Origin of the sequence: Curtobacterium sp. MCLR17_036, from assembly GCF_003234445.2 — a bacterium.
GTDB lineage: Bacteria > Actinomycetota > Actinomycetes > Actinomycetales > Microbacteriaceae > Curtobacterium.
The window spans coordinates 892,266-915,642 of sequence record NZ_CP126269.1; the positions used below are offsets into that span (position 1 = coordinate 892,266).

At 69.9% G+C, this 23,377-nt stretch carries 20 protein-coding genes; 16 read left to right on the forward strand and 4 right to left on the reverse strand.

The genetic code is table 11. The features are described from left to right. Positions 1-107 precede the first annotated feature (107 nt). A complete protein-coding gene (locus tag DEI99_RS04230; RefSeq protein WP_502867013.1) occupies positions 108-1,172 on the forward strand; it encodes a 4-hydroxy-3-methylbut-2-enyl diphosphate reductase in 1,065 nt (354 codons plus the stop codon). Next, positions 1,169-1,954 carry a DUF6264 family protein gene (locus tag DEI99_RS04235; RefSeq protein WP_111041558.1) on the forward strand — a complete coding sequence of 262 codons (786 nt, stop codon included), beginning with the start codon at positions 1,169-1,171 and terminating at the stop codon, positions 1,952-1,954. The genes DEI99_RS04230 and DEI99_RS04235 overlap by 4 nt, the downstream gene beginning before the upstream one ends. A gap of 462 nt (positions 1,955-2,416) precedes the next feature. Here the strand turns inward: DEI99_RS04235 and DEI99_RS04240 are convergent, their stop codons facing one another. Next, complete coding sequence (locus DEI99_RS04240; protein ID WP_111041557.1) at positions 2,417-3,676, reverse strand: M18 family aminopeptidase; 1,260 nt, start codon at positions 3,674-3,676, stop codon at positions 2,417-2,419. 106 nt (positions 3,677-3,782) lie between these two features. After that, positions 3,783-4,811 (reverse strand): class II fructose-bisphosphate aldolase, encoded by a 1,029-nt coding sequence (fbaA, locus tag DEI99_RS04245; protein WP_111041556.1) that lies wholly within the window; start codon positions 4,809-4,811, stop codon positions 3,783-3,785. 160 nt (positions 4,812-4,971) lie between these two features. Here fbaA and glpX point away from each other — a divergent pair, with 160 nt between their 5' ends. The 7 genes from glpX to DEI99_RS04280 all read left to right on the forward strand — a co-directional run bounded on the left by glpX (position 4,972) and on the right by DEI99_RS04280 (position 12,381). Beyond that, on the forward strand, positions 4,972-5,961 hold the full coding sequence (gene glpX, locus DEI99_RS04250) for a class II fructose-bisphosphatase (RefSeq protein WP_111041555.1): 990 nt from the start codon (positions 4,972-4,974) through the stop codon (positions 5,959-5,961). A 71-nt stretch (positions 5,962-6,032) separates the two neighbouring features. Next, positions 6,033-6,929 carry a hypothetical protein gene (locus DEI99_RS04255; RefSeq protein ID WP_111041554.1) on the forward strand — a complete coding sequence of 299 codons (897 nt, stop codon included), beginning with the start codon at positions 6,033-6,035 and terminating at the stop codon, positions 6,927-6,929. A 39-nt stretch (positions 6,930-6,968) separates the two neighbouring features. Further along, entirely contained in the window at positions 6,969-7,718 is a 750-nt protein-coding gene (locus tag DEI99_RS04260) for a PoNe immunity protein domain-containing protein (protein WP_111041553.1), read from the forward strand. Between the two features lie 60 nt (positions 7,719-7,778). Beyond that, positions 7,779-9,326 carry a putative T7SS-secreted protein gene (locus DEI99_RS04265; RefSeq protein ID WP_349774925.1) on the forward strand — a complete coding sequence of 516 codons (1,548 nt, stop codon included), beginning with the start codon at positions 7,779-7,781 and terminating at the stop codon, positions 9,324-9,326. Between the two features lie 218 nt (positions 9,327-9,544). Continuing rightward, positions 9,545-10,087 carry a PoNe immunity protein domain-containing protein gene (locus tag DEI99_RS04270; RefSeq protein WP_284180948.1) on the forward strand — a complete coding sequence of 181 codons (543 nt, stop codon included), beginning with the start codon at positions 9,545-9,547 and terminating at the stop codon, positions 10,085-10,087. Between the two features lie 216 nt (positions 10,088-10,303). Then, on the forward strand, positions 10,304-11,080 hold the full coding sequence (locus DEI99_RS04275) for a PoNe immunity protein domain-containing protein (RefSeq protein ID WP_181434417.1): 777 nt from the start codon (positions 10,304-10,306) through the stop codon (positions 11,078-11,080). A 527-nt stretch (positions 11,081-11,607) separates the two neighbouring features. Further along, complete coding sequence (locus DEI99_RS04280; RefSeq protein WP_146247099.1) at positions 11,608-12,381, forward strand: PoNe immunity protein domain-containing protein; 774 nt, start codon at positions 11,608-11,610, stop codon at positions 12,379-12,381. A gap of 81 nt (positions 12,382-12,462) precedes the next feature. On the opposite strand, the gene DEI99_RS04285 is transcribed toward DEI99_RS04280, so the two are convergent. Both DEI99_RS04285 and DEI99_RS04290 read right to left on the reverse strand, forming a co-directional pair. After that, on the reverse strand, positions 12,463-13,563 hold the full coding sequence (locus DEI99_RS04285; RefSeq protein WP_111041548.1) for a DUF1266 domain-containing protein: 1,101 nt from the start codon (positions 13,561-13,563) through the stop codon (positions 12,463-12,465). 23 nt (positions 13,564-13,586) lie between these two features. Then, positions 13,587-14,849: a DNA recombination protein RmuC gene (locus DEI99_RS04290; RefSeq protein WP_111041547.1), complete on the reverse strand. Its 1,263-nt coding sequence runs from the start codon at positions 14,847-14,849 to the stop codon at positions 13,587-13,589. Between the two features lie 166 nt (positions 14,850-15,015). On the opposite strand from DEI99_RS04290, the gene iolC reads away from it, so the two are divergent. The 7 genes from iolC (at position 15,016) to DEI99_RS04325 (ending at position 23,376) form a co-directional block, all read left to right on the forward strand. Next, complete coding sequence (gene iolC / locus DEI99_RS04295) at positions 15,016-16,008, forward strand: 5-dehydro-2-deoxygluconokinase (protein WP_111041546.1); 993 nt, start codon at positions 15,016-15,018, stop codon at positions 16,006-16,008. Further along, complete coding sequence (locus DEI99_RS04300) at positions 16,001-16,990, forward strand: class I fructose-bisphosphate aldolase (RefSeq protein ID WP_111041545.1); 990 nt, start codon at positions 16,001-16,003, stop codon at positions 16,988-16,990. The genes iolC and DEI99_RS04300 overlap by 8 nt, the downstream gene beginning before the upstream one ends. Then, positions 16,987-18,498 (forward strand): CoA-acylating methylmalonate-semialdehyde dehydrogenase, encoded by a 1,512-nt coding sequence (locus tag DEI99_RS04305; RefSeq protein WP_111041544.1) that lies wholly within the window; start codon positions 16,987-16,989, stop codon positions 18,496-18,498. Before DEI99_RS04300 ends, DEI99_RS04305 begins: the two co-directional genes overlap by 4 nt. Positions 18,499-18,510: 12 nt before the next feature. Further along, positions 18,511-19,398 (forward strand): 5-deoxy-glucuronate isomerase, encoded by an 888-nt coding sequence (gene iolB, locus DEI99_RS04310; RefSeq protein WP_502867033.1) that lies wholly within the window; start codon positions 18,511-18,513, stop codon positions 19,396-19,398. Continuing rightward, positions 19,395-21,302 carry a 3D-(3,5/4)-trihydroxycyclohexane-1,2-dione acylhydrolase (decyclizing) gene (gene iolD / locus DEI99_RS04315; RefSeq protein WP_111041542.1) on the forward strand — a complete coding sequence of 636 codons (1,908 nt, stop codon included), beginning with the start codon at positions 19,395-19,397 and terminating at the stop codon, positions 21,300-21,302. Before iolB ends, iolD begins: the two co-directional genes overlap by 4 nt. A 42-nt stretch (positions 21,303-21,344) precedes the next feature. Continuing rightward, the gene (locus DEI99_RS04320) at positions 21,345-22,271 is read left to right on the forward strand and encodes a sugar phosphate isomerase/epimerase family protein (RefSeq protein WP_111041541.1); all 927 of its coding nucleotides are present in this window, start codon (positions 21,345-21,347) and stop codon (positions 22,269-22,271) included. 73 nt (positions 22,272-22,344) lie between these two features. Then, positions 22,345-23,376: a Gfo/Idh/MocA family protein gene (locus DEI99_RS04325; RefSeq protein ID WP_111041540.1), complete on the forward strand. Its 1,032-nt coding sequence runs from the start codon at positions 22,345-22,347 to the stop codon at positions 23,374-23,376. Position 23,377 lies beyond the last annotated feature (1 nt).

The window sequence follows — 23,377 nt, forward strand, 5'->3', positions numbered from 1 at the left end:
GTGGGTCCATCGTGCCCGAGCCCGGTGACAGCGGCCGTCGGACGCGTCGTCCACAGGCGTGCCGCGCGCCCAGGTCGCGCGCGTCGCGCTCACCTATCATCGGGGACGTGACGATCACCAACGGCCACTCGGTCCCGCTCGCCCCGCCGCGCGTCCTCGCGGCCCGCGGGCGGCTGCGCGACGAGCCGGTCGCCGGCACCAAGAAGGTGCTGCTCGCGGCACCTCGCGGCTACTGCGCCGGTGTCGACCGTGCGGTGGTCGCGGTCGAGCAGGCCCTCGAGCAGTACGGCGAGCCGGTCTACGTCCGCAAGCAGATCGTCCACAACGTCCACGTCGTCTCCACCCTCGAGCAGCGCGGTGCGGTCTTCGTCGACGACGTCGCCGAGGTCCCGCGCGGCTCGCACGTCGTCTTCAGCGCGCACGGCGTCTCGCCGGCCGTCGTCGCCGGTGCCGCCGACCGCGACCTGCACGCCATCGACGCCACCTGCCCGCTCGTCACGAAGGTCCACCGCGAAGCCACGCGCTTCGCCCGCGCCGAGCGCACGATCATCCTCATCGGGCACGCCGGCCACGAAGAGGTCGAGGGCACGATGGGCCACGCCCCCGAGCGCACGATCCTGGTCAACGGCCCCGAGGACGTCGCCGCGCTCGAGGTCCCGGACCCCGACAACCTCGTCTGGCTCTCGCAGACGACCCTGAGCGTCGACGAGACGATGGAGACCGTCCGGCTGCTGCGCGAGAAGTTCCCCGCGATCGAGAACCCGCCGTCGGACGACATCTGCTACGCGACCCAGAACCGCCAGGTCGCGATCAAGAAGGTCGCGCCCGCCGCCGACCTGGTGATCGTCGTCGGTTCGGCGAACTCGTCGAACAGCGTCCGCCTGGTCGAGGTCGCGCTCGAGCACGGTGCGCGCTCCGCCCACCGGGTCGACTACGCCGCGGAGATCCAGCAGGAGTGGCTCGACGGCGTGCAGACCGTGGGCGTCACGAGCGGCGCCTCCGTGCCCGAGAAACTCGTGGCCGAGGTCCTCGAACAGCTCGCCGACGCCGGGTACGGCTCTGTGGAAGAGGTGGTCACCGCCCACGAGGACCTGATGTTCTCGCTCCCCAAGGAGCTCCGTACCGACGCGTCCGGCAAGGCGACGCGTGCGCTCGGCGGGCGTCGGTCGTGAGCGGGACGGACGGCTGGTCCTCGGTGCCGCGACGCGAGTCCGGTCCGGTCGACGACCCCTCCGGCCAGGAGGCCCGGGGTGCGTCCCCGACGTCGGCCGCCGGTCGCGCGGACGGTGACACCTCCACCCGCCGCGACGGCCGGGTGCACGGTCGGCCCGCGCCGCACTACGGCGAGTACGCGCCGGAGGGCTGGGTGAACCCGGTGCTCGTCGAACAGGAACGCCAGGACCGCGAAGAGCGCTCCCGTGCACTCCGTGAGCAGGCCGCGGCCGAGGCCGTCCGCGGCGGTCACACGATCCGGGGTGCCGGCAGCCGCACCTCGTCCGACGTCGGACCCGCGGGGCGACACGACCAGGGTGCGGAGCCGTCGACCGGCGGAGCACCGCGCACCGCGCCGGCGAGCCGGTTCGGCAAGACCCCGGGCGACTTCATCGCCACCGTCGCGCTGCTCGCGTTCGGGCTGGTCTCGGTGCTGCAGTCCCTCGCCGTGCGGGACGTCGCGGCCACCGTGCGACGGACCCTCGAGACGCAGTACACCGCGCTCACCGACCCGAGCGGCCTCGGCGTCGCGGCGGTCGTCGGGGCGTTGACGAACCTGGTGGTCTTCGTGCTCGTGGCGTGGTGGTCCGTCCGTCGGCTCCGCGCCCGTCGCCGGACGTTCTGGGTGCCGCTGCTCGGCGCCGTGGTGGCGACGCTCGTCAGCACGATCGCGTTCGTCGTCGTGGTGTTCCAGGACCCGCACTTCGTCGAGTTCATGCTGCGCCAGGCCGGCGGCGCCTGAGTCCGGTCCGCGCTGCCCCTCGGGCGCCCAGGGGTTCCGGATCGCCGTCGGCGCTGCTGTGCGACATGATCGACGTCGCGCGACGGCGACGTTGTCGTCGCTCTCGTCGCTTTCGTCGTACGGCGGTGGCGGTGGCGGCCTGGTCCGGGCGGTGACCGGTCTCCTGCCGCTGGCCAACGGGTCCCCGTCGGCGCTGTTGTGCGACATGATCGACATCGCGCGACGGCGACGTTGTCGTCGTACGGCGGCGGTGACCCAGTCGGCTCGGCACCGGCCTCGTGCCGCTGGCCCGCGGGTCCCGGGTGGCGTCGTTACGCGACATGATCGGCGTCGTGCGACGTCGACGTTGTCGTCCTCCGTCGACGCCGACCCGGCCCCGGCCCAGCCGGTCAGCACCGGGCTCGAACCCCGGCCGGCCTGCGCCGTGCCCCAGGATCGGCCGGGGCTCACCGGCCCCGCGGCTCAGCCGGCCAGGAACGCCGCGACCGCGCCGTGCAGCGATGCCAGGTCCTCGACGTGCACGAGCTCGCGGATCGAGTGCATCGACAGCAGGCCGACGCCGATGTCGATCGTCGGGATCCCGAGCCGGGTCGCCGCGATCGGGCCGATGGTCGAGCCACCGGGGATCGTGTTCACGTTGACGAACGGCTGCCACGGCACGCCGGCGGTCTCGCAGGCGGCGGCCCAGACGGCCTCGCCCTTCGCCTCGGTCATGTAGCGCTGGTTCGCGCTGATCTTCAACAGCGGACCGGCTCCGGGGCGCGGACGGTTCGTCGGGTCGTGCTTCTCCGGCTGGTTCGGGTGCACCAGGTGACCGGCGTCGCTCGACAGCAGCCACGAGGCGCGGAACGCCCGGGCCGCCTCGGAGCGGGTGGCGCCGAGGCCTTCCTGCACGCGGCCGAGGACGTCCTCGAGGAAGGGGCCGCCGGCACCGGACGGGGTCGAGGAGCCGATCTCCTCGTGGTCGAACGCCGCGAACACCGGGATGTGGTCGCCGTCGGCGGGGGCGTCGACGATGCCCCGGAGCCCGGCGTGCACGCTCGTCAGGTTGTCCATCCGGCCGGACGCCAGGAACTCCCGGTCGATGCCGATGCGCGACGGTGCCTGGGTGTCGGCGAGGAACAGGTCCCACGAGACTGCCTCGTCGCCGAGCCGGGCGCGCAACCACGACACCACGTCGGTCCCGCCCGCGTCGCCGTCGACCCCGACGACGGGCAGGGTGTGCCGCTGGCGGTCGATCTCCTTGCCGTCGTTCACCCCGCGGTCCAGGTGGATGGCGAGGTTCGGGATCCGGGCGACGGCGTCGGTGGCGACGAGTCGGACGGAGCCGTCGGCGTCGACGACCCGGCCGGCGATCCGCAGGTCGCGGTCGAACCAGGTGGACAGGAGTGCGCCGCCGTAGACCTCGACGTTGAGCTGTTCCCAGCCGCCGGTGCGCACGCCGGGGTTCGGCTTCACGCGGAAGCCGGGGGAGTCGGTGTGGGCGCCGAGGATGCGGAACGGCGTCGTCGGACCGGCACCGTCCGGCAGTCGCCACGCGATGACCGCCCCGTCGCGCACGACGACGTACGCGCCGGCCTCGGACGGCCAGCCGTCGAGCTCGGACAGCTCGGTGAACCCGGCGGCGACGAGACGGTCACGAGCCGCCGCTGCCGCGTGGAACGCGGTGGGGGAGTCGGTGACGAACTGGGCGAACTCGGAGGCGATGGCGTCGACGGTCACCCGTCCATCGTGGCACGCGGTGGAGGCGACCCCACGCAGAACGGGGCGCGTCCGTCGGACGCGCCCCGTTCCTCCAGTCCGGGACGACCGGACCGGACGGACCTGCTCAGCCCTGGGTGTGACCGGCCGAGCCGAGCACCTTCGCGGCCTCGCCGACGCGAGCCGCCATGGCGGTCTCGGCGATCTTGCCCCAGGCGCGGGGGTCGTACTGCTTCTTGTTGCCGACCTCGCCGTCGATCTTCAGGACGCCCTCGTAGTTCCGGAACATCGAGTCGGCGATCGAGCGCGTGAACGCGTACTGCGTGTCCGTGTCGATGTTCATCTTGATGACGCCGTTGCGGACGGCCTCGTGGATCTCGTCGTCGGTCGAGCCGGAGCCGCCGTGGAACACGAGGTCGAGGGGGTTCTCGCCGGTGCCGTGCTTCGCCGCGACCGAGGCCTGGATCTCGCCGAGGAGCTCGGGGCGGAGCTTGACGTTGCCCGGCTTGTAGACGCCGTGCACGTTGCCGAAGGTGAGCGCCGCGATCCAGCGGCCCTGGTCGCCGAGGCCGAGTGCGTCGACGACCTTCTCGACGTCGTTCGGGGTCGTGTACAGGGCGTCGTTCGTGCCCTCGTGCTCGACGCCGTCCTCTTCGCCGCCGACGACGCCGATCTCGACCTCGAGGATCGCGTTGATGTTCCGCGTCTTCTCGATCATCGTCTTCGCGATCTCGATGTTCTCGTCGAGCGGCACGGCCGAACCGTCCCACATGTGCGACTGGAAGATCGGGTTGCGGCCCTGACGGACCTCTTCCTCGCTCGCGGCGATGAGCGGCAGGACGAAGCCGTCGAGGGCGTCCTTCGGGCAGTGGTCGGTGTGCAGGGCGACCGTGATGTCGTAGTTCTTCGCGACCTCGTGCGCGAACTTCGCCATCGCGAGGGCACCGGCGGCACGGTTCTTGATGGTCTGCCCGGCGAAGTAGTCGGCACCACCCGTCGTGACCTGGAGGATGCCGTCCGAACCGGCCTCCTGCAGCCCCTGCAGGACCGCGTTGATGGTCTGGGACGAGGACACGTTGACCGCGGGGTACGCGAACTTGCCCGCCTTCGCGCGTTCGATCATCTCGGCGTACTGTTCCGGCGTTGCGATGGGCACGTGGATCTCCTTCGACTTCGGTGGTGTCCCCGCCGATCGTAGTCAGCAAGGCCGGGAGGCGCGGTGCGGGCTGGGCGGTTCGCTCACTCCCGGTGTGCACGTGCGTTCACGGCCCCCGCGTCCGGACCGCGGATCGACCGCCGGCCGGTACGCTCGGGTCGTGACTCCTACGACGGAAACCGGCTCCCTGTTCCTCCAGCCCGACCGCAACCTGGCGCTCGAGCTCGTGCGTGCGACGGAGGCCGCCGCGATCCGTGCGCAGCCGTGGGTCGGCCGTGGTGAGAAGAACCTCGCCGACGGTGCCGCGGTCGACGCGATGCGCAAGTTCCTCGGCACCGTGAACTTCGACGGCGTCGTCGTCATCGGTGAGGGCGAGAAGGACAACGCCCCGATGCTCTACAACGGCGAGCACGTCGGCAACGGTCACGGCCCGGCCTGCGACATCGCGGTCGACCCGATCGACGGCACCTCGCTCACCGCCGCCGGCCGGCAGAACGCCATCTCCGTCATGGCCGTCTCGGACCGCGGTTCGATGTACGACCCCTCCGCCGTCTTCTACATGGACAAGATCGCCGCCGGACCCGAGGGTCGCGGCGTCCTGGACCTCGAGAAGCCGATCGGCGACAACATCCGCGCGCTGGCGAAGGCCAAGGGCAAGGACCTCGAGGACATGGTCGTCGCCGTGCTCGACCGTCCGCGTCACGACGAACTGATCCGCGCCATCCGTGCGACCGGTGCCGGCACGCGTCTGCTGCTCGACGGTGACGTCGCCGGTGGCATCGCCGCGGCCCTGCCCGGCTCGAACATCGACATGTGCGTCGGTGTCGGCGGTACCCCCGAGGGCATCATCACCGCGTGCGCGATCAAGGCGCTCGGCGGCGTGATCCTCGGCAAGCTCCAGCCGAAGGACGACGAGGAGCGCGAGCGCGCGATCGCCGCCGGCCACGACCTGGGCAAGGTCCTCGACCAGGACGACCTGGTCACCGGCGACAACACGTTCTTCGTCGCCACCGGCGTCACCGACGGCGTCCTCGTCGACGGCGTCCGCCGGTCGCGCGGCGTCATCCACACGGACTCGCTCGTGCTCCGCTCCCGCTCGAACACGATCCGCCGGATCCAGGCGGACCACCGTGCGGAGAAGTGGTTCTGAGCAGGACCCCTGTCCGTCTCCTCGGGGCGTCGCCGGTCGTCCGGCGGTGCCCCGTTGCGTAGGGTCGGAGCATGACTGTCACCACGGCACGGATCGTCGGACTCGACACCGCGGGCATCCGCACGCTGCACGCGGAAGCGGACGGCACAGCCGACCGGCTGCCACACGTCGTGCCGGTGGCGCCCGACCTCGGCGTGATCCTGGCGGACGAGACCGGCGCGATCCTGACCGCACCGGCCCTGCGTGACATGGGCTGGGCCGACGACGACGTGCTGCAGGCTGCCGTCGCGGCTGCACAAGCGCAGGCCGGCGGTGACGTGGCGGTGATCCAGCCCGGCACGATCGTCATCCAGGACCCCGACCTCGCCGTGCTGCTCGTCCTCGCACCGCAGACGCTCGGGGGCATCGAGTTCCGGGGTGCCCCGGTCGTCTTCCCGGTGGCACCGACGACCTTCATCGTCACGGGCGACGAGGACCAGGACGGCCTCGCGACTGCGGTCGGGGTCGCCCAGCAGATCCTCGGCGACGACGAGGGCGAGGTCCTCAGCGGCCCGCCGATGGTCCTTCGCGCAGACGGTTGGCGCCCGTACGAGGACGCCGCGCTCGACGGGGAGCTCCGCACCGTCCGGGCGCTGTGGACGGCGACAGCCGCCAACCTGCAGCAGGAGGCGCTGCAGGCCTCGTTCGACCGCCGGGGTGAGGACGTCCACGTCGGGACGGTCTCGGTCGCGCGGCTCGCCGAGGACGACCCGGCCTTCTCGTACTCGTCGTGGACCGAGGACGTCGACACCGTCGTCGCCGCGGTCGACACCGTGGTGCTCGTCACCCTCGACGGACAGACGCAGCCCGTGCCGTTCGGTCGGCTGCGGGAGCTGACGCCCGAGGCGATCGAGCAACTCGAGGTGCGCCCGACGCGCTACCGGCTCCGCGGGTTCCCGGACCTCGAGGCGGTCCGCGGCGCGCTCTGAGCGCAGCCGCTCGCTGGGCCTTCCCCTACGCTGAGGCGCATGCAGCCGCGTGACCGTCGGGTGAGTGCCGCGTACTGGGAGGACGCGCTGCGGCTCTTGTCGCGCGATGTTGAGCAGTTCCGTCCGTTCAGTCATGCGTTTCGCTCGGACGACGTCCGGGCTGGGATCATGCGGACGACTGCGAACTTCGAGAGCGCGATCTTCCTGCTCGGCGCGCGGTACTCGGCGGGTGTGCCGGTTGCTGCGCTGGCGGTGGATGTCGAGTCGGTGGTGACGGTGTGGGAGACCTGGAACCGGTACGCGGCAGCACCGGACGCGGGGTTCCCGTTGGATCCCTTGGAGTTCGACAACAAGTCGACGTACTACAACGCGTTGTGGTTGGCGTCGGTGGCCCGGTGTGTGGGTGTTGATCCGGTGTTGCTGGGTCGGCTGGTCGGGGTGGTTGCTGCTGCTGGTGGAGCGGATCCGGTGCTGGGGGTGTTGTTGGGGGTGGAGCCGGTCCGCGATTCGGTGTGGCACAAGCGGCCCTTCCAGAACCTCTTGACGGCTGCGGAGGGGGAGCCTGCTCGTGCGGAGGCGGCGTTGCTGCGGTACGTGCAGGCGTGGGAGAAGAACATCTCGTTCATCTGGTGGGCGCCCGCACTGCAGGCAGTGCAGGGGGATCGGTTCGAGACCTACTTCGGATACTGGGCGTGGGAGGCTGCCGGACTCGTCGTGGCCCGCGGGCTGGACGACACAGCCTTGCGGTCGGCGCCGTACTACCCAGTCGACCTCAGCGTTGTCCCCTGATATGGTCACACCCGCGCACCTGTGGAGAACGAGGTGCTCGGGCCGACCTGGGGAGGAATGATGGCGCGGCCGTCGGGGTGGGACGTTGTCGATCAGGGGGACGACCCGGTCAAGGGGGATCCGTCGTCGGTGCGGATGATGGCGCGGGAGTACCAGCGCATCTCCGACGCCGCCGATGACGCCTCGACGCGCCTGAAGTCGGTGCAGGGGTCCGGGTGGCTCACCGACTGGCAGGGTGAAGCGGCGGACGTGTTCGTCGAGGCGATCGAGGACACCCCGTCGGACCTGACCAAGCTCGTCGCCTCCTACGAAGCAGCAGCGTCCGCGTTGTCGGGGTGGGCCGACGTCGTCGACGACGCCCAGTACCGGGCTGACGGTGCGTTGGCGGACGCGAAGGACGCCTCTGGTGACCTCGCCGCCGCGCAGACCCGCCTCGCGGACGCGCAGTCGACCCTGTCGCACTACCAGTCGGCGTCGCGCGACCTGTCGAAGGTCGCTGACAAGTACCCGGCGGGGTCCGACGTCCCCGACGGGGTGGACGTGCCGTCGCCGGCGCAGTTGCGGGCGGCGTCCGACAACGCCTCCGTCGCGCAGGGTTCGGTGTCGAGTGCGCAGGGCGACATCGCGGCGGCGCAGTCCCGCATCGACGCGGCCAAGCGGCTCGTCGCCGACGCGAAGGGCGACTGGGAGGACGGAGAACGGCGCACCGCGACGAAGATCGGCGAAGCAGCCGACGCGGGCCTGGGGAAGCAGTCCACGTGGGACAAGATCTTCGGCTCCGAGGCGTGGGAGACCATCGTGTCGGTGGCGAAGGTCGTCGTCGCGGTCGGTGGGATCATCGCGATGATCATCCCGGGGCCGTGGACGTTGATCATCGCCGCGATCGCCCTCGTGGTGTTGGCGGACACGCTGTACAAGATGAGCAAGGGCACCGCCGACGGGTGGGACCTCGCCTTCGCACTGCTCGACTGCGTCCCCGCCGGCGGCGCACTCGGCCGACTGGCCAGCATGGGCAAGTACGCACGAGGCATGGGCGGCATCTCCCGCGCAGGCGGCCGGGTCCTGGCCGCGGGAAGATCGGTCATCGGGAAGGTCAAGTCTGCCGTTCCGTTCGGGCGTCGCGTTGAACTGCCCCTCGGTGTCCGGGTGAACCCGAACGGGCGGACCCTGCCGAGGACCGCGACCAAGGACGAGAAAGCTGCCTTCGGAGAGCAGCAGATGCACGACCTCTACGCTCGCTCCGGCTTCGAACGGATCGACACGAAGGGCAGCACCAGTGCCAACGGGCTCGACGGTGTCTACTTCAACAAGAAGACCGGCGAGTACGAGATCGGCGAGGCGAAGTTCTCCAAGCACGATGATGTAGCTCCAAACAGCCTGCTGAAGAACACGAAACTGAGTGGTCGTCAATTGAGTGACCAGTGGATCGACTCTCCAGCGGGGCGCGATGCGTTGACACGATTGGAACGAGCCGTGGACGAGCGCCACTTCGACGCAATTCAGAAGCTGCTCGATGAGGGAAAACTCCCTCGGAGTGTCATCGTCGTTGGACATGATGGAGGTTCAACAAGATTCATGGTCGATACGGGTGGAAAGGTGATTCCCTGATGCCGCTTCTCCGGCGCAAGACTGCGTTCCGCCAGCGGGCCGCCCAATTCGATGCGCGATACTGGCAGAGCGCCATCGAGGTGACCTCTACCAATTGGGAAGGGCGCAGGGCTGCCGTTCAGCGAGCAACGGATCCTACAAAGCGATTAGGTGCCGTCCGTGGCGAGTGGCACATGGGCCTCCGGTACCTGGCGGCGCAGTACTCTGCGGGCGTCGGCGTGGACGCCATCGGAGATGTCGCCGAATCGGTGGCAGACGCGTACTGCACATGGGTCGACCTAGCGTCCTCCGGCCACAAGCCGTCGCCCAGCCTCGGCGACGGAAACGAGTATTACATCAGCGTGCTGCGGCTTCTCGGCATAACGATGGGCTGTGGTCGGGAGACTCATGCGCGGGCGATCCTCGAGACGGTGGTTCGGCAGGGGGCAGATCCGCTGTTCTCGGCTCTTGCGTCTGCGTTCGGACTTCAACACTGCTGGGATGAGAACGAGCCTTCGACACCCCGGTTCGCGCGACCCCTGCTCTCTGCGCTCGAGCAGCCAACCGGGTCCGGCCCTGCAATCGAGACGTACCTCGCAGACTGGCCGTCGCGGATGAAGCCGATGGATTGGATGGGGTCGCTGGAAGCAGTCGCCCCGGGCGACAGCTACGGTGCGGGATTCGTCGGGTACTGGGCACTGGAATTGCCGGCGATCGCGAAAGCGATCGACATGCATCTCAATGACATGAAGTCGCCCTTCCTGCCGCTCGATCTCCTGTGATGGAAGGGGCTCCGCTGATGACTTCACAGGCGGATCGACGCTGGTTGCATTCTCGGTAGATGCCCCCGTTTACGGGGGTGCCGCTGTGACTGCCGGTACAGCAGCTCTGAATACTTCATTGCGGCCGGGCGAGACTGATGTTCAAAATCAGGAAGCGAAGGAATTGAGGGTAGTAAAGAAGCTCGCAATCGAGCACGGACACTTCTGCATCAAAAGGTGAAATCACTTTCTCCGAAGACCGGATCTGAGAAGAAAGCGCTGCGGCCTCGGGCGCGGGAGATCGACGAGCGGTACTGGCGAAGCGCCCTCGACGTGACCTCGACGAACTGGGAGGGGCGGAAGAGCGCGTTCGCCCGTGCTGTCGAACCAGAGCGGCGGACGAAGGGTGCCCGGGACTCGTGGCACACCGGCTTGAAGTACCTGGCGGTGCAGTACTCGGCTGGGATCGGATTGGCCGAGATCGGTGCCGCAGTCGGCTCCGTTGCCGAGTCGTACTCGACCTGGGTCGAGCTCGCCATTGATCTGCCGGACAGATCCCCGAGTCTCTCGGAGGGTAACGACTACTACGTGAGTGTGCTGCGTCTGCTTGGGCTCGCGGTGGGGAGTTCCAGGTCGGACAGTGCTGCTCTCATCCTCGATGCCGTGTCGCGCCAGGGCGCCGACGCACTGTTCGACGGACTCTCTGCCAGGCTCGGCGGGCGGCACCGAGTGGGTGACGTCGAAGTGTCGACCCCCCGCCTCGCACGCCCGCTCGTGGTGGCCCTCGACCAACCGTCGTCCGCCCCGCAGCAGCTCCGGAAGTACCTGCAGGACTGGCCATCCCGGATGAAGCCGTTGTCCTGGATGGGGTCCTTGGACCATGTCCGACCGGGCGACGAGTACGGCGAGGGATTTGTCGGCTATTGGGCATTCGAAGTGCCTGCGATCGTACGGGCGGCAGATGTTGACTTCGATGGCGTCGAGTCGCCCTTCTTGCCGAACGATCTCCTGTGAGCTCCTGCCATTCGCCAGGAGGCTCGGTGGTAGCCGTTGGGGAGGTGGGCGCTGCCAGCATTCGCCTCCGTTTCCGAGTCAGTGGTGGGGGCAAAGCAGACCCAATGAGAGATCGCAGACGAACCAGCCTCGGAGAACTGCAGATCGAGGCGCATCTCGTTTCGCCGAGTGGGTTCCGTTACGCGCGCTCGCGCGCGAGCAGCTTCCCGAGATCGATCCATCCGGGTGGCTTACGGAGTACGAGAACCAGACCGAGAACTGGGCGGAGATCCTTGCGGATCAGTATCCGAGCCGTTCCCTGGCCTTCCCGTGCTGATCATCTACACGTTAGCTTCGCCCGAAACGGCGTAGCGGGGGGCGTCGGTACGTTTCGGATTGTTCAGGCAAAAGCCTGATGAGATCGATGCGGCGACCGTGGCCCTTCCTGACGGAACGCTCGACTGTGCGGCGGTCACGATCAGCCGGAGCGTCCTGTCCGACGCAGCTGCTCGGTGCACCGGTGCACCGGTGCACCTACGGTCATCGACATGACTCCACGGGACGACCGCGTCAGTGCTGCGTACTGGACGGGTGCGATCGAGATCCTGACGCGTAGTGTCGATGAGTTCCGACCATCCAGCCATCGGTTCCAGCCGGACAACCTACGAGCTGGGATCATCAGGACCCAGACGAACTTCGAGAGCACGTTCTTCCTGCTGGGCGCACGATATTCAGCGGGGTATCCCGTTGAATCGCTTGAGAATGACCTCGAGTCAGCGGTCACCGTGTGGGAGACCTGGAACCTGTACTCGGCCGTCTCTGATGCAGATCTCCCGTTGGGCCCAATGACGTTCGAGAACAAGTCGACGTACTACTACGCGTTGTGGTTGGCGTCGGTGGCGCGATGTGTGGGTGTTGATGCGGACTTACGGATCCGGATGATCGGGATCGTCACCGCCGCTGGCGGCGCTGATCCAGTGCTCGGAACGCTTCTGGGGATCGATCCGTTGCGGGACGCAGCGTGGCACAAGCGGCCGTTCCAGAATCTGTTGCCGGCTGCGGTGGGGGAGCCGGCTCGTGCGGAGGCGGCGTTGCTGCGGTACGTGCAGTCGTGGGAGAAGAACATCTCGTTCATCTGGTGGGCGCCCGCACTGCAGGCAGTGCAGGGGGATCGGTTCGAGACCTACTTCGGATACTGGGCGTGGGAGGCTGCCAGACTCGTCGTGGCCCGCGGGTTGGACGACACGGCGTTTCGGTCGTCGCCGTACTATCCGGTCGACCTCGTCGACGCCTCCGGACACGCTCGCAGGGTGGGAGGCTGAGACTGCACCACCGGGGCCGTCCGCGTGCTCCCCGCACGCTCGAACGCACGAGCCGTCGCCCCGAGGGCGACCCGCCCACAGTCAGGAGACCGACGCGTCGTCCTCGTCCGCCCGCAGCGGTTCGCTGACGGTGCGAGGCAGGGGCGCGCCGGGAGTGGCCGGCCACGGCAGTCGGGTGACGGGCCAGTCGGACGCGGAGAGTTCGTGCCGCAGGGCGTCGAACTCCTGCACGGTCTTGAGCTCGTCGTAGACCACGGCGTAGGCCGCGCGGAGGTTGTCGAAGTAGTCGTCCCACGAGTCGAACACCGTGAAGGCGACGCTCGACACGAGGTCGATCGACGCCCAGGCATCCTCGGCGCTGAGCAGCCCCGCGACGTAGGCGCCGCGGACGGCGGCGATGGCGTTCTTCACGTCCATCGACCACAGCAGCTTCGGTGGTCGCCCGGGACCCGCCTCGAGCAGGTTCGACGCCGCCCACGGGTCCGTGCCGAGCAGGGACGACACCCGCGTCAGACGTGCCTCGCCCTCGGGCGAACGGCTCAGGGCGAGGAACTGCCACGAGGCGCTCTTCGGTCCGAGCAGGTCGACGGCGAACACCTGGGCGTCACGGCCGCTGGCGATCTTGTAGGTCTCGTCGAGTTCGCGGCGCAGGAAGGTCACGGCGGGCAGCGGGATGGTGACGAAGGGTGACGGGGTGGTGTCCTGCAGGTACTCGCCGCCGAGTTCGACCCGCGCTCCGTACGGGGCGAGCGAAGTCGGCCACCAGCCGTCGTGGAAGTCCCCGAAGGACGCCAGGGCGAGCTGCTGCTGCCGACGGACCGGCAGCTCGGCGGCCCCGGTGCGCTGGCGGTAGCGCCGCTGCTCGCGGACGGGCAGGCCGATGTCCCGCAGTGAGGCGACGAAGGTCAGGACGAACCAGACCACGACGGCGATGAGCAGACAGCGCCAGGCGGCCTGGGCGCCGTAGCCGAAGTGTTCCCGGACGTCGTACGGGCCGGCGGTGGCGGCGACGAGGGCGACGAAGAACGCCACGATCGCGATCGCCATGATGATCCACGCGGCCGACCGGTCCCGCCGACGCCCGGTCTGCTTGCGCGCTGTGGCGACCATCGCGCGGTGTCGCCATCGGGCGCGGACCGGGAACTCGCGGTCGCCGGGATGGTTCTGCAGTGCTTCCCCCATGACGGAGGAGCCTACCGACCTGGTCAGTCGTCCTCGACGGCGCCGACGAGTTCCGGCGCCGTGAGCAGTCGTGGCTCGTCCTCGATCGACGCCGGGTCGGCGATGACCTTCGACTCGTCGAGCAGTGACAGACGTCGGGCGCTCGGCAGCACCTGCCGTTCGAGCGAGCCGACGAAGCGGTTGTAGTCGACGACGGTGCCCCGGATCGATCGGCCCAGCTTGTCGACGTGCCCGGCCATGGTCGACAGCCGTCCGTAGAGCTCGCGGGACACCTTGAAGAGCTCGTGTGCCTCTTGCGAGACGACGTCCTGCTGCCACGAGAAGGCCACGGTCTTGAGCACCGACCAGAGCGTCACCGGGGACGCGAGCGCGATCCGCTTCCGGAACGCGTGGTCGAGCAGGCCCGGGTCGGCGGCGAGGGCGCTGGAGATGAGCGACTCGGACGGGATGAACGCGATCGTCAGTTCGGGGGAGGCGTCGTACCCGGTCCAGTACTCGCGGGCGGCGAGTGCGTCGATGTGCGCACGGAGTGCCTTGACGTGCTGGGCGACGAGCTGGTCACGACGAGCGGCCTCTGCCCCCGTGGCGGTCGCGGGGATCTCGGCGGCCTGCAGGTAGGCGCTGAACGGGACCTTCGCGTCGACGGCGATGGTCTTGCCGCCGGGCAGGTGCACGACCATGTCCGGGCGGGCGGTGCCGACGGCGGTCGTCACGGAGGACTGCACGTCGAAGTCGACGCGTTCGAGCAACCCGGCCGCTTCGACGACGTTGCGGAGCTGCGTCTCGCCCCAGACGCCGCGGGTGCTGTTCGACGACAGGGCGCCGGCGAGGACGTCGGCGGTGGCGCGGAGTCGTTCCTCGGACTCCGCGGCGGAGCGCAGCTGTGCGGAGAGTGCGCCGTACTGCTCGCTCCGGGACTGCTCGAGCTCGGCGATCTTCGCGCGCATCGCATCGAGGGTCTGCGCCACCGGGCTGAGCGCGGAGAGCACCTTCGACTCGTTCTGGTTGCGGGCCGTGTCGGCGCCGTGCATCCGCTGCACCAGGTGTTCGAGTTCGGCGGAGCGCCGCTCGAGGGAGTCGACCTGCCGCCGGTACTGGGCGTCCTGCGCGTCGAGGCGCTCCTCGGCGTCGCGGCGGACGGCGTCGAGCTGGTCGCGCAGGCCCTCGGCGGTGGCGCGGGACGCGGCCGCGTCGACGCCCGCGCGCGAGCGGGCGAGCGACCAGGCGACGACCGCACCGACGGCGACGCCGATCAGGAGTCCGATGACCAGGGCGAGGATCTGCATGACGCGACCCTGGCAGGATCCACCGACACCGCGCCTCCCGGCTCACCGGAGCTGTCGCGGAACCAGCGCGACGGCTGTCGGGTTCCATGTCATGACATTAGGGCAAACGAGGTGTACAGTCGTGATCGTCCGCCGATGAAGCCGCACGGAAGGTCCACCGCGTCGCATGACGAACGAAGCACCCCACGCCTACGACGTGATCACGATGGGACGCGTCAGCGTCGACGTCTACCCGCAGCAGACCGGCCCGCTCGAGGACGTCTCGACCTTTTCGAAGTCCGTCGGCGGCAGCGCCACGAACGTCGCGATCGCAGCAGCCCGGCACGGAGCCGACGCCGCGGTCATCACCCGCACGGGCAACGACCCGTTCGGCCGGTACATCGCCCGGACCCTGCCGGAGTTCGGCGTCGCGAACGCCTTCGTCGAGACGGTCGAGGGGTTGAACACCCCGGTTGCGTTCTGCGAGATCTTCCCGCCGGACGACTTCCCGCTGTACTTCTACCGTGCCCCGAAGGCGCCGGACCTGATGATCACCGTGAAGTCCCTGCCGCTGCACGAGATCGAGCGGGCGAGGATCTTCTGGACCACGGTGACGGGCCTGAGCGAGGAGCCGAGCCGCCAGGCGCACCACGTGGCGAACGAAGCGCGAAGCGCCGCCGCGTCCCCGACCGCCCGGCACACCGTGCTCGACCTCGACTACCGGTCGATGTTCTGGTCGAGCCCCGAGGCCGCGACGCGCGAGGTCGCCGTCGCGCTCGAACACGCCACGGTGGCCGTCGGCAACCGCGAGGAGTGCGAGGTCGCCGTGGGCGAGACCGACCCCGTCCGCGCCGCCGACGCCCTGCTCGACCGCGGCGTCGAGATCGCGATCGTCAAGCAGGGTCCGAGGGGCGTGCTGGCGAAGACCCGCGACGAGTTCGTCGAGTTCCGGCCGCACCACATCGACGTCGTGAACGGGCTCGGCTCGGGCGACGGCTTCGGCGGCGCGCTCGTCCACGGACTGCTGCAGGGCTGGGGGCTCGAACGGACCCTCGCGTTCTGCAACGCCGCCGGCGCGATCGTCGCCACCCGGTTCGAGTGCTCGACCGCGATGCCGACGAGTGACGAGGTCGAGCAGTTCCTGCAGGACAACCCCACGGAGGAGGCCGTCGATGCCTGAGATCAGCACCGCCGACTTCGCGCGGCTGCGGGACGTCCGCGCCGGGCAGCCCGAGCTCGTGCGGGCTGCGCTCGACGCCCGGCGCAAGCGCTCCCTGCTGGCCGACGACGGCAGGCTCTTCATCGTGGCCGCCGACCACCCGGCGCGCGGTGCCCTGGCCGTCCGGGACGACGAGTCCGCCATGGCCGACCGGTACGACCTGCTCGAGCGGCTCGTCACGGCGCTCGGTCGCCCCGGGGTGGACGGGGTGCTCGGCACGCCGGACGTCCTCGAGGACCTCGCGCTCCTGGGCGCCCTCGACGACAAGGTCGTGGTCGGCTCGATGAACCGCGGGGGCCTGCGGGGCGCGACGTTCGAGATGGACGACCGCTACACGGCGTACTCGGCGCAGGCCATCAAGGACTCGGGGCTGGACTTCGGCAAGCTGCTGGTGCGCATCGCCCTGCAGGACCCGGGCACCGCCCCGACCCTCGAGGCCACGGCGCGGGCGGTCAGCGAGGCGGCCGCGCTCCGGCTGCCGATCATGCTCGAGCCGTTCATGTCGGCGTGGCAGGACGGCCGGGTGGTCAACGACCTGACCGCCGACGCCGTGATCACCTCGATGGCGATCGCCGCGGGGCTGGGGGAGTCGAGCGCGTACAGCTGGCTCAAGATCCCGGTCGTGGACGACATGGAGCGGGTGATGGCCGCGACGACGCTGCCGACCCTGCTGCTCGGCGGGGACCCGTCGTCGCGCCCGCTCGAGACCTACGGCAGGTGGGCCGACGCGCTGGCACTCCCCGGGGTGCGTGGCCTGGTCGTCGGACGCACGCTGCTGTACCCGCCGGACGGCGACGTCGCCACGGCCGTCGACGTGGCCGCGGGGCTCGTCCACACCCAGGAGGCCCGTGCCGGGTCCTCCACAGGAACCCACGACCCAGCCGCTCGGCTCCACGGCACCACCACCATGGACTCGTCCGTCCCGGAAGGAAGCAACGCATGACCACCACCGAGACCGCCACCACGACCATCGGGCACTGGATCGACGGGGCGCGGGTCGCGTCGACGTCCGGCAACACAGCCCCCGTGTACGACCCGGCGTTGGGCGTCGTGACGAAGCAGGTGGCCCTGGCGAACGAGGAGGAGATCCGGGCGGCGATCGCGAGCGCGAAGGCGGCGTTCCCGGCGTGGAGCAACCTGTCGCTGTCGAAGCGGCAGCAGATCCTCTTCGCGTTCCGCGAGGTCCTCAACCGCGACAAGGCGGAGCTCGCCGAGATCATCACGAGCGAGCACGGCAAGGTGATCGACGACGCCCTCGGCGAGATCGCCCGCGGGCAGGAGGTCGTCGAGCTCGCGACGAACATCCCGAGCCTCATGAAGGGCGAGTTCTCGGACCAGGTCTCGACCGGCATCGACGTCTACTCGATCCGCCAGCCGCTCGGCGTCGTCGGCATCATCAGCCCGTTCAACTTCCCCGCCATGGTGCCGCTGTGGTTCCTGCCGATCGCGATCGCCGCCGGCAACACCGTCGTGTTGAAGCCGAGCGAGAAGGACCCGAGCGCTGCGATCTGGCTCGCGTCGAAGTTCCGGGAGGCAGGGCTGCCGGACGGCGTGTTCAACGTCCTCAACGGCGACAAGCTGAGCGTCGACGGCCTCCTCACGAGCCCCGACGTCGAGTCGATCTCCTTCGTCGGGTCGACGCCGATCGCGCAGTACGTCTACGAGACCGGCACGAAGCACGGCAAGCGCGTGCAGGCCCTCGGCGGCGCGAAGAACCACATGCTCGTCCTGCCCGACGCCGACCTCGACCTCGTCGCGGACAACGCCATCAACGCGGGCTTCGGCTCCGCGGGCGAGCGCTGCATGGCGATCTCGGTCGTCGTCGCCGTGGAGCCCGTGGCCGACGAGCTCATCGAGAAGATCACGGAGCGCGCCGCGACCCTGCGCATCGGCGACGGTCGTCGCGGGTGCGACATGGGCCCACTCGTGACGGAGCAACACCGTGACACGGTCGCCTCGTACATCGAGGTCGCAGAGCAGGACGGTGCGGTGGTCGTGGTGGACGGCCGCACCGTCCGACCCGACGGCGACGAGAACGGCTTCTGGCTCGGCCCGACGCTGATCGACCGGGTCCCCACCACGAGCCGCGTCTACACCGAGGAGATCTTCGGCCCGGTGCTCTCGGTCGTCCGGGTCCAGTCCTACGAAGAGGGCCTCGAGCTCATCAACTCCGGCGCGTACGGCAACGGCACCGCCATCTTCACGAACGACGGCGGTGCGGCCCGACGGTTCCAGCGCGACGTGCAGGTCGGCATGATCGGCATCAACGTCCCGATCCCGGTGCCCGTCGCCTACTACTCGTTCGGTGGCTGGAAGAACTCGCTGTTCGGCGACCACAAGGCGTACGGGGCCGACGGCGTGAGCTTCTTCACCCGCCAGAAGGCGATCACGAGCCGCTGGCTCGACCCGTCGCACGGCGGCATCAACCTCGGCTTCCCGTCGAACGGCTGAGCGCTCGTGACGATCGAGACCTGGTTCAACCCCGCCGGCTCCCGCCCCGAGGCCGGCTGGACGGACGTCATCGACGGCCGTGTCGCGGGGTGGGCGCACACCGGTCTGCGGACCGGCGCGCTGACCGACGGGGGCGAGCTGCGCCTCCCGGCCGACGCCGTGGAACGCATCGTCGTCCCCCTCGCCGGCAGCTTCACCGTGGCGTACGACGACACGACACAGGCCCTCGACGGACGCGCCAGCGTCTTCGAGGGACCGACCGACGTCCTGTACCTCGGTTCCGGGACGGCGGCGCGGATCACCGGATCCGGTCGGCTCGCGGTCGCCGAGGCGCCCACCGCGACCGTCAAGCCGACCACGTACGTGGCCCGGCAGGACGTGCCGGTGGAGCTCCGCGGCGCCGGGCAGTCCAGCCGGCAGGTGCACAACTTCGGCACCCCGGCGGCGCTCGACGCGGACAGGTTCATCGTGTGCGAGGTGATCACGCCGGCCGGCAACTGGTCGTCGTACCCGCCGCACAAGCACGACACCTCCGTGCCCGGCGCGGAGTCGGACCTCGAGGAGATCTACTACTACGAGTCCGCGGTCGCGCGCGGGGTCTCCGCACCGGCCACCGCCGACCCGTTCGCCCTGCACCGGACGTACGCATCCGACGACCGTGCGATCGACGAGTTCCGACAGGTGCGGACCGGCGACATCGCTCTCGTGCCGTACGGCTGGCACGGACCCGCGGTCGCGGCGCCGGGCTACGACATGTACTACCTCAACGTGATGGCCGGGCCAGACCCGGAGCGCGTCTGGAACATCACCGACGACCCGGCGCACGGCTGGGTCCGCCAGACGTGGGAGAGCGAGCAGCTCGACCCGCGCCTGCCCTACCGGAAGGAGTCCTCCCGATGAGCGAAACGCGTCGGATGACCGTCGGCCAGGCACTCGTCGAGTTCCTGGCCGCCCAGTGGACCGTCGACGGCGACACCCGCGAGCGCACGATCCCGGGGATCTTCGGCATCTTCGGGCACGGCAACGTCGCCGGTGTCGGCCAGGCCGTCAAGCAGCTCCACGTCGAGCAGCCCGGCCTGCTGCCGTACCACCAGGCCCGGAACGAGCAGGCGATGGTGCACGAAGCCGTCGGCTTCGCCCGCATGCGCCGCCGCCGTGCGACCTTCGCGGCGACGGCCTCGGTCGGCCCCGGTGCCGCGAACATGCTCACCGCCGCGGCGCTCGCGACGACGAACCGGCTGCCGGCACTGCTGCTGCCGTCCGACACCTTCGCCACGCGCACGACCGACCCGGTGCTGCAGCAGATCGAGCTGCCGCACGACACCTCGCTGCAGGTGACCGACGCGTTCCGGCCGCTGTCCCGCTACTTCGACCGCGTCGAGCGTCCGGAGCAGCTGTTCTCGATCGCGCTCGCGGCGATGCGGGTGCTCACCGACCCGGCCGAGACGGGCGCCGTGACCATCGCCCTGCCCGAGGACGTCCAGGCCGAGCAGCTCGACGTCCCCGTCGCCTTCCTGCAGCCGCGCGAGTGGCACGTCCGCCGGCCGCTGCCCGAGCACGGGCCGCTGGCGCGTGCGGTGGCGGCGGTCCGGTTGGCGAAGCGGCCCGTCATCGTCGCCGGTGGTGGCGTGCTGTACTCCGGTGCGGAGCAGGAGCTCGCCGCCTTCGTCGAGGCGACCGGCATCCCGGTCGGCACGTCGCAGGCCGGCGGCGGGTCGCTCGTTTGGGACCACCCGCAGTACCTCGGCGGCATCGGTGCGACCGGCACGGCCGCCGCGAACGCGATCGCCGCACAGGCCGACGTCGTCATCGGGATCGGCACGCGGTACAGCGACTTCACGACGGCCTCGCGCACCGCGTTCCAGGACCCGGACGTCACGTTCGTGAACGTCAACGTCGCCGCGTTCGACGCCTACAAGCACGGCACGCAGCTGCCGCTGGTCGCGGACGCCCGGGAGGCACTGGTCGCCTTGACCACGTCGCTCACGTCCGATTCGTCGTACGCGGTCGACGCCGGCTACGCGGCCGAGATCGCCCAGCGCAAGCAGGAGTGGGACGCCGTCGTCGACGCCGCGTTCGCGCCCTCGGGTCTGGCCGTGCCCGGTCAGTCCGAGATCATCGGCGCGGTGCAGGCAGCGACGGACCCGCGCGACGTCGTCATCCAGGCGGCGGGGTCGTTGCCGGGTGACCTGCACAAGCTGTGGCGGGTGCGGGACGCGCTCGGCTACCACGTCGAGTACGCGTTCTCGTGCATGGGCTACGAGATCGCCGGGGGTCTCGGCGTCCGACGCGCCGCCCCGGACCGCGACGCGATCGTCATGGTCGGGGACGGCAGCTACCTCATGCTGCACACCGAGCTCGTCACGGCCGTGGCCGAGGGCATCAAGATCGTGGTCGTCCTCGTCCAGAACAACGGGTACGCCTCCATCGGACACCTGTCCGAGACCGTCGGGTCCGAGCGGTACGGCACGAGGTACCGCTACCTCGACGAAACCGGTTCGTTCGACGGCGGTGACGTGCTCCCCGTCGACCTCGCCGCGAACGCCCGCTCCTACGGCGTCGACGTCATCGAGGTGCAGCCCGGGCCGGACGCGATCGAGGACCTCACGGCCGCGGTGCGGCAGGCCAAGGAGAACGACCACACCACGCTCGTGCACGTCCACTCGGACCCGCTCGTCTACGCCCCCGACGGCGGCGGCTGGTGGGACGTCCCGGTCGCCCAGACCTCCACGCTGCCGAGCACGCAGCAGGCCCGCGCCGCGTACGAGCAGCAGGTCGCCGCGCAGCGGCCCCTGCTCGGCTGAACGCCGCCCACCACACCGTCCAGAGAGAAGACGACCTTCGTCATGACCGACACCGCCACCGCCACCGACGCCATCCGGATCGGCACCGCTCCCGACTCTTGGGGCGTCTGGTTCCCGGACGACCCGAAGCAGGTCCCGTGGCAGCGCTTCCTCGACGAGGCGACCGCGGCCGGCTACAGGTGGATCGAGCTCGGTCCGTACGGGTACCTGCCCACCGACCCCTCGCAGCTGCGAGACGAACTGGAGTCCCGCGGGCTCCGGCTGTCCGCCGGCACCGTGTTCACGGGCTTCCACAAGGGCGACGACCAGTTCCAGCGCGCCTGGGACCAGGCCGTCAAGGTCGCTGGGCTCGCCGCCGCGCTCGGCGCCGAGCACCTCGTCACCATCCCGGACCTCTGGCGCTCGGACGCCACGGAGGAGGTGCTCGAGTCCCGCACCCTGACGGACGAGCAGTGGGAGCGCCTGGGCACGGGCCACGACCAGCTCGGCAAGGCACTGCTCGAGGAGTTCGGCGTCCACCAGCAGTTCCACACCCACGCGGACAGCCACGTCGGCACCCACACGGAGACCGTGCGGTTCCTGTCGGAGACGAACCCCGAGTACACGAACCTCTGCCTCGACACCGGCCACTTCGCGTACTACGGCGGCGACAACCTCCGGCTCATCGCCGAGCACCCCGAGCGCATCGGCTACCTGCACCTCAAGCAGGTCGACACCGACCTGCTCCCCGACGTGCTGAAGAACGACGTCCCGTTCGCCACCGCGGTGGCGCAGGGCATCATGACCGAGCCGCCGCACGGCACCCCCGAGCTCGCGCCCGTCATCGAGGCCGTCGCGAAGATCAACCCGGACGTCTTCGGCATCGTCGAGCAGGACATGTACGGCTGCTCCGTCGACGCTCCGGGCCCGATCGCCGAGCGCACCTTCCAGCACATCCTCGGCTCGACCGCCGCCGCCCGAGCACGCTGACCCGGCGTCCGTCCACCACCAGTCGTCACCCCAGTCGTCACCCCCGCAGTCGTCACCCCCAGGAGAACCCAGCATGAGCACCACCGAGAACCTCCGCGTCGCCGTCGTCGGAGCGGGCGCGATGGGCAGTGACCACGTGCGTCGCATCACGTCGACGATCGCAGGCGCCGACGTCGTCGCGATCGTCGACCCGGACACCGCGCGCGCCACGGCGGCAGCGGCGGAAGCGCCGGGAGCGATCACCGCGTCGTCGTTCGAGGACGCCCTCGACGCCACCGCGATCGACGCCGTCATCGTCGCGACGCCGGGCTTCCTGCACGAGCCGGTCCTGGTGCCGGCGCTCGAACGCGGCCTGGCCGTGCTGTGCGAGAAGCCGCTCACGACGTCGGCCGAGGACTCCCTGCGGATCGTCGAGCTCGAGCAGCAGCACGCCGACCGCCCGAGGATCCAGGTCGGCTTCATGCGCCGCTTCGACAAGGGGTACCAGGAGCTCCGCGCGTTGCGGGAGTCCGGCTCGAACGGTGCCCTGCTCGCGCTGCACCACGCCCACCGCAACCCGACCACGCCGCCGAACTTCAGCGAGTCGATGCTCATCCACGACTCGGTGATCCACGAGATCGACATCATCCCGTTCATCACGGGGGAGCCGATCGTCGCCGTCGAGGTGAAGAAGCCCCGGAAGAACTCCCTCGCACCGGCCGACCTGCCCGAGCCGCAGTTCGTCCTGTTCACCACGGAGTCGGGCACGATGGCGATCGTCGAGATCAACGTCAACGCCCAGTTCGGCTACCAGGTCACGACCGACGCGGTCTTCGAGTCGGGTGTCGCCTACATCGGCCGCGAGACCTCGCTCACCCTCGTGTCGCAGGGCGTGTCCGGCCAGGGTGTCACGCCGTCCTTCGTGGAGCGGTTCGGCGCCGCCTACGACGAGGAGGTCCAGCGCTGGGTCGACGCCGCCAGGACCGGTGGCATCGACGGGCCGAGCGCGTGGGACGGCTACACCGCGTCCGTCGTCGCCGAGGTGGCCGTGCGCGCGCAGCAGACCGGTGCGCTGGAGCAGGTCGCCTACGCCACCGCGAAGCCGGCGTTCTACGAGACGGCCTGAC

Bases quoted from the DNA above. Each gene is read 5' to 3' on its own strand.
- DEI99_RS04255 (WP_111041554.1), top strand. From the start codon at position 6,033: ATGACTGTCACCACGGCACGGATCGTCGGACTCGACACCGCGGGCATC.
- DEI99_RS04260 (WP_111041553.1), top strand. From the start codon at position 6,969: ATGCAGCCGCGTGACCGTCGGGTGAGTGCCGCGTACTGGGAGGACGCG.
- DEI99_RS04265 (WP_349774925.1), top strand. From the start codon at position 7,779: ATGGCGCGGCCGTCGGGGTGGGACGTTGTCGATCAGGGGGACGACCCG.
- DEI99_RS04280 (WP_146247099.1), top strand. From the start codon at position 11,608: ATGACTCCACGGGACGACCGCGTCAGTGCTGCGTACTGGACGGGTGCG.
- DEI99_RS04285 (WP_111041548.1), bottom strand. From the start codon at position 13,563: ATGGGGGAAGCACTGCAGAACCATCCCGGCGACCGCGAGTTCCCGGTC.
- DEI99_RS04290 (WP_111041547.1), bottom strand. From the start codon at position 14,849: ATGCAGATCCTCGCCCTGGTCATCGGACTCCTGATCGGCGTCGCCGTC.
- iolC (WP_111041546.1), top strand. From the start codon at position 15,016: ATGACGAACGAAGCACCCCACGCCTACGACGTGATCACGATGGGACGC.
- DEI99_RS04300 (WP_111041545.1), top strand. From the start codon at position 16,001: ATGCCTGAGATCAGCACCGCCGACTTCGCGCGGCTGCGGGACGTCCGC.
- DEI99_RS04305 (WP_111041544.1), top strand. From the start codon at position 16,987: ATGACCACCACCGAGACCGCCACCACGACCATCGGGCACTGGATCGAC.
- iolD (WP_111041542.1), top strand. From the start codon at position 19,395: ATGAGCGAAACGCGTCGGATGACCGTCGGCCAGGCACTCGTCGAGTTC.
- DEI99_RS04320 (WP_111041541.1), top strand. From the start codon at position 21,345: ATGACCGACACCGCCACCGCCACCGACGCCATCCGGATCGGCACCGCT.
- DEI99_RS04325 (WP_111041540.1), top strand. From the start codon at position 22,345: ATGAGCACCACCGAGAACCTCCGCGTCGCCGTCGTCGGAGCGGGCGCG.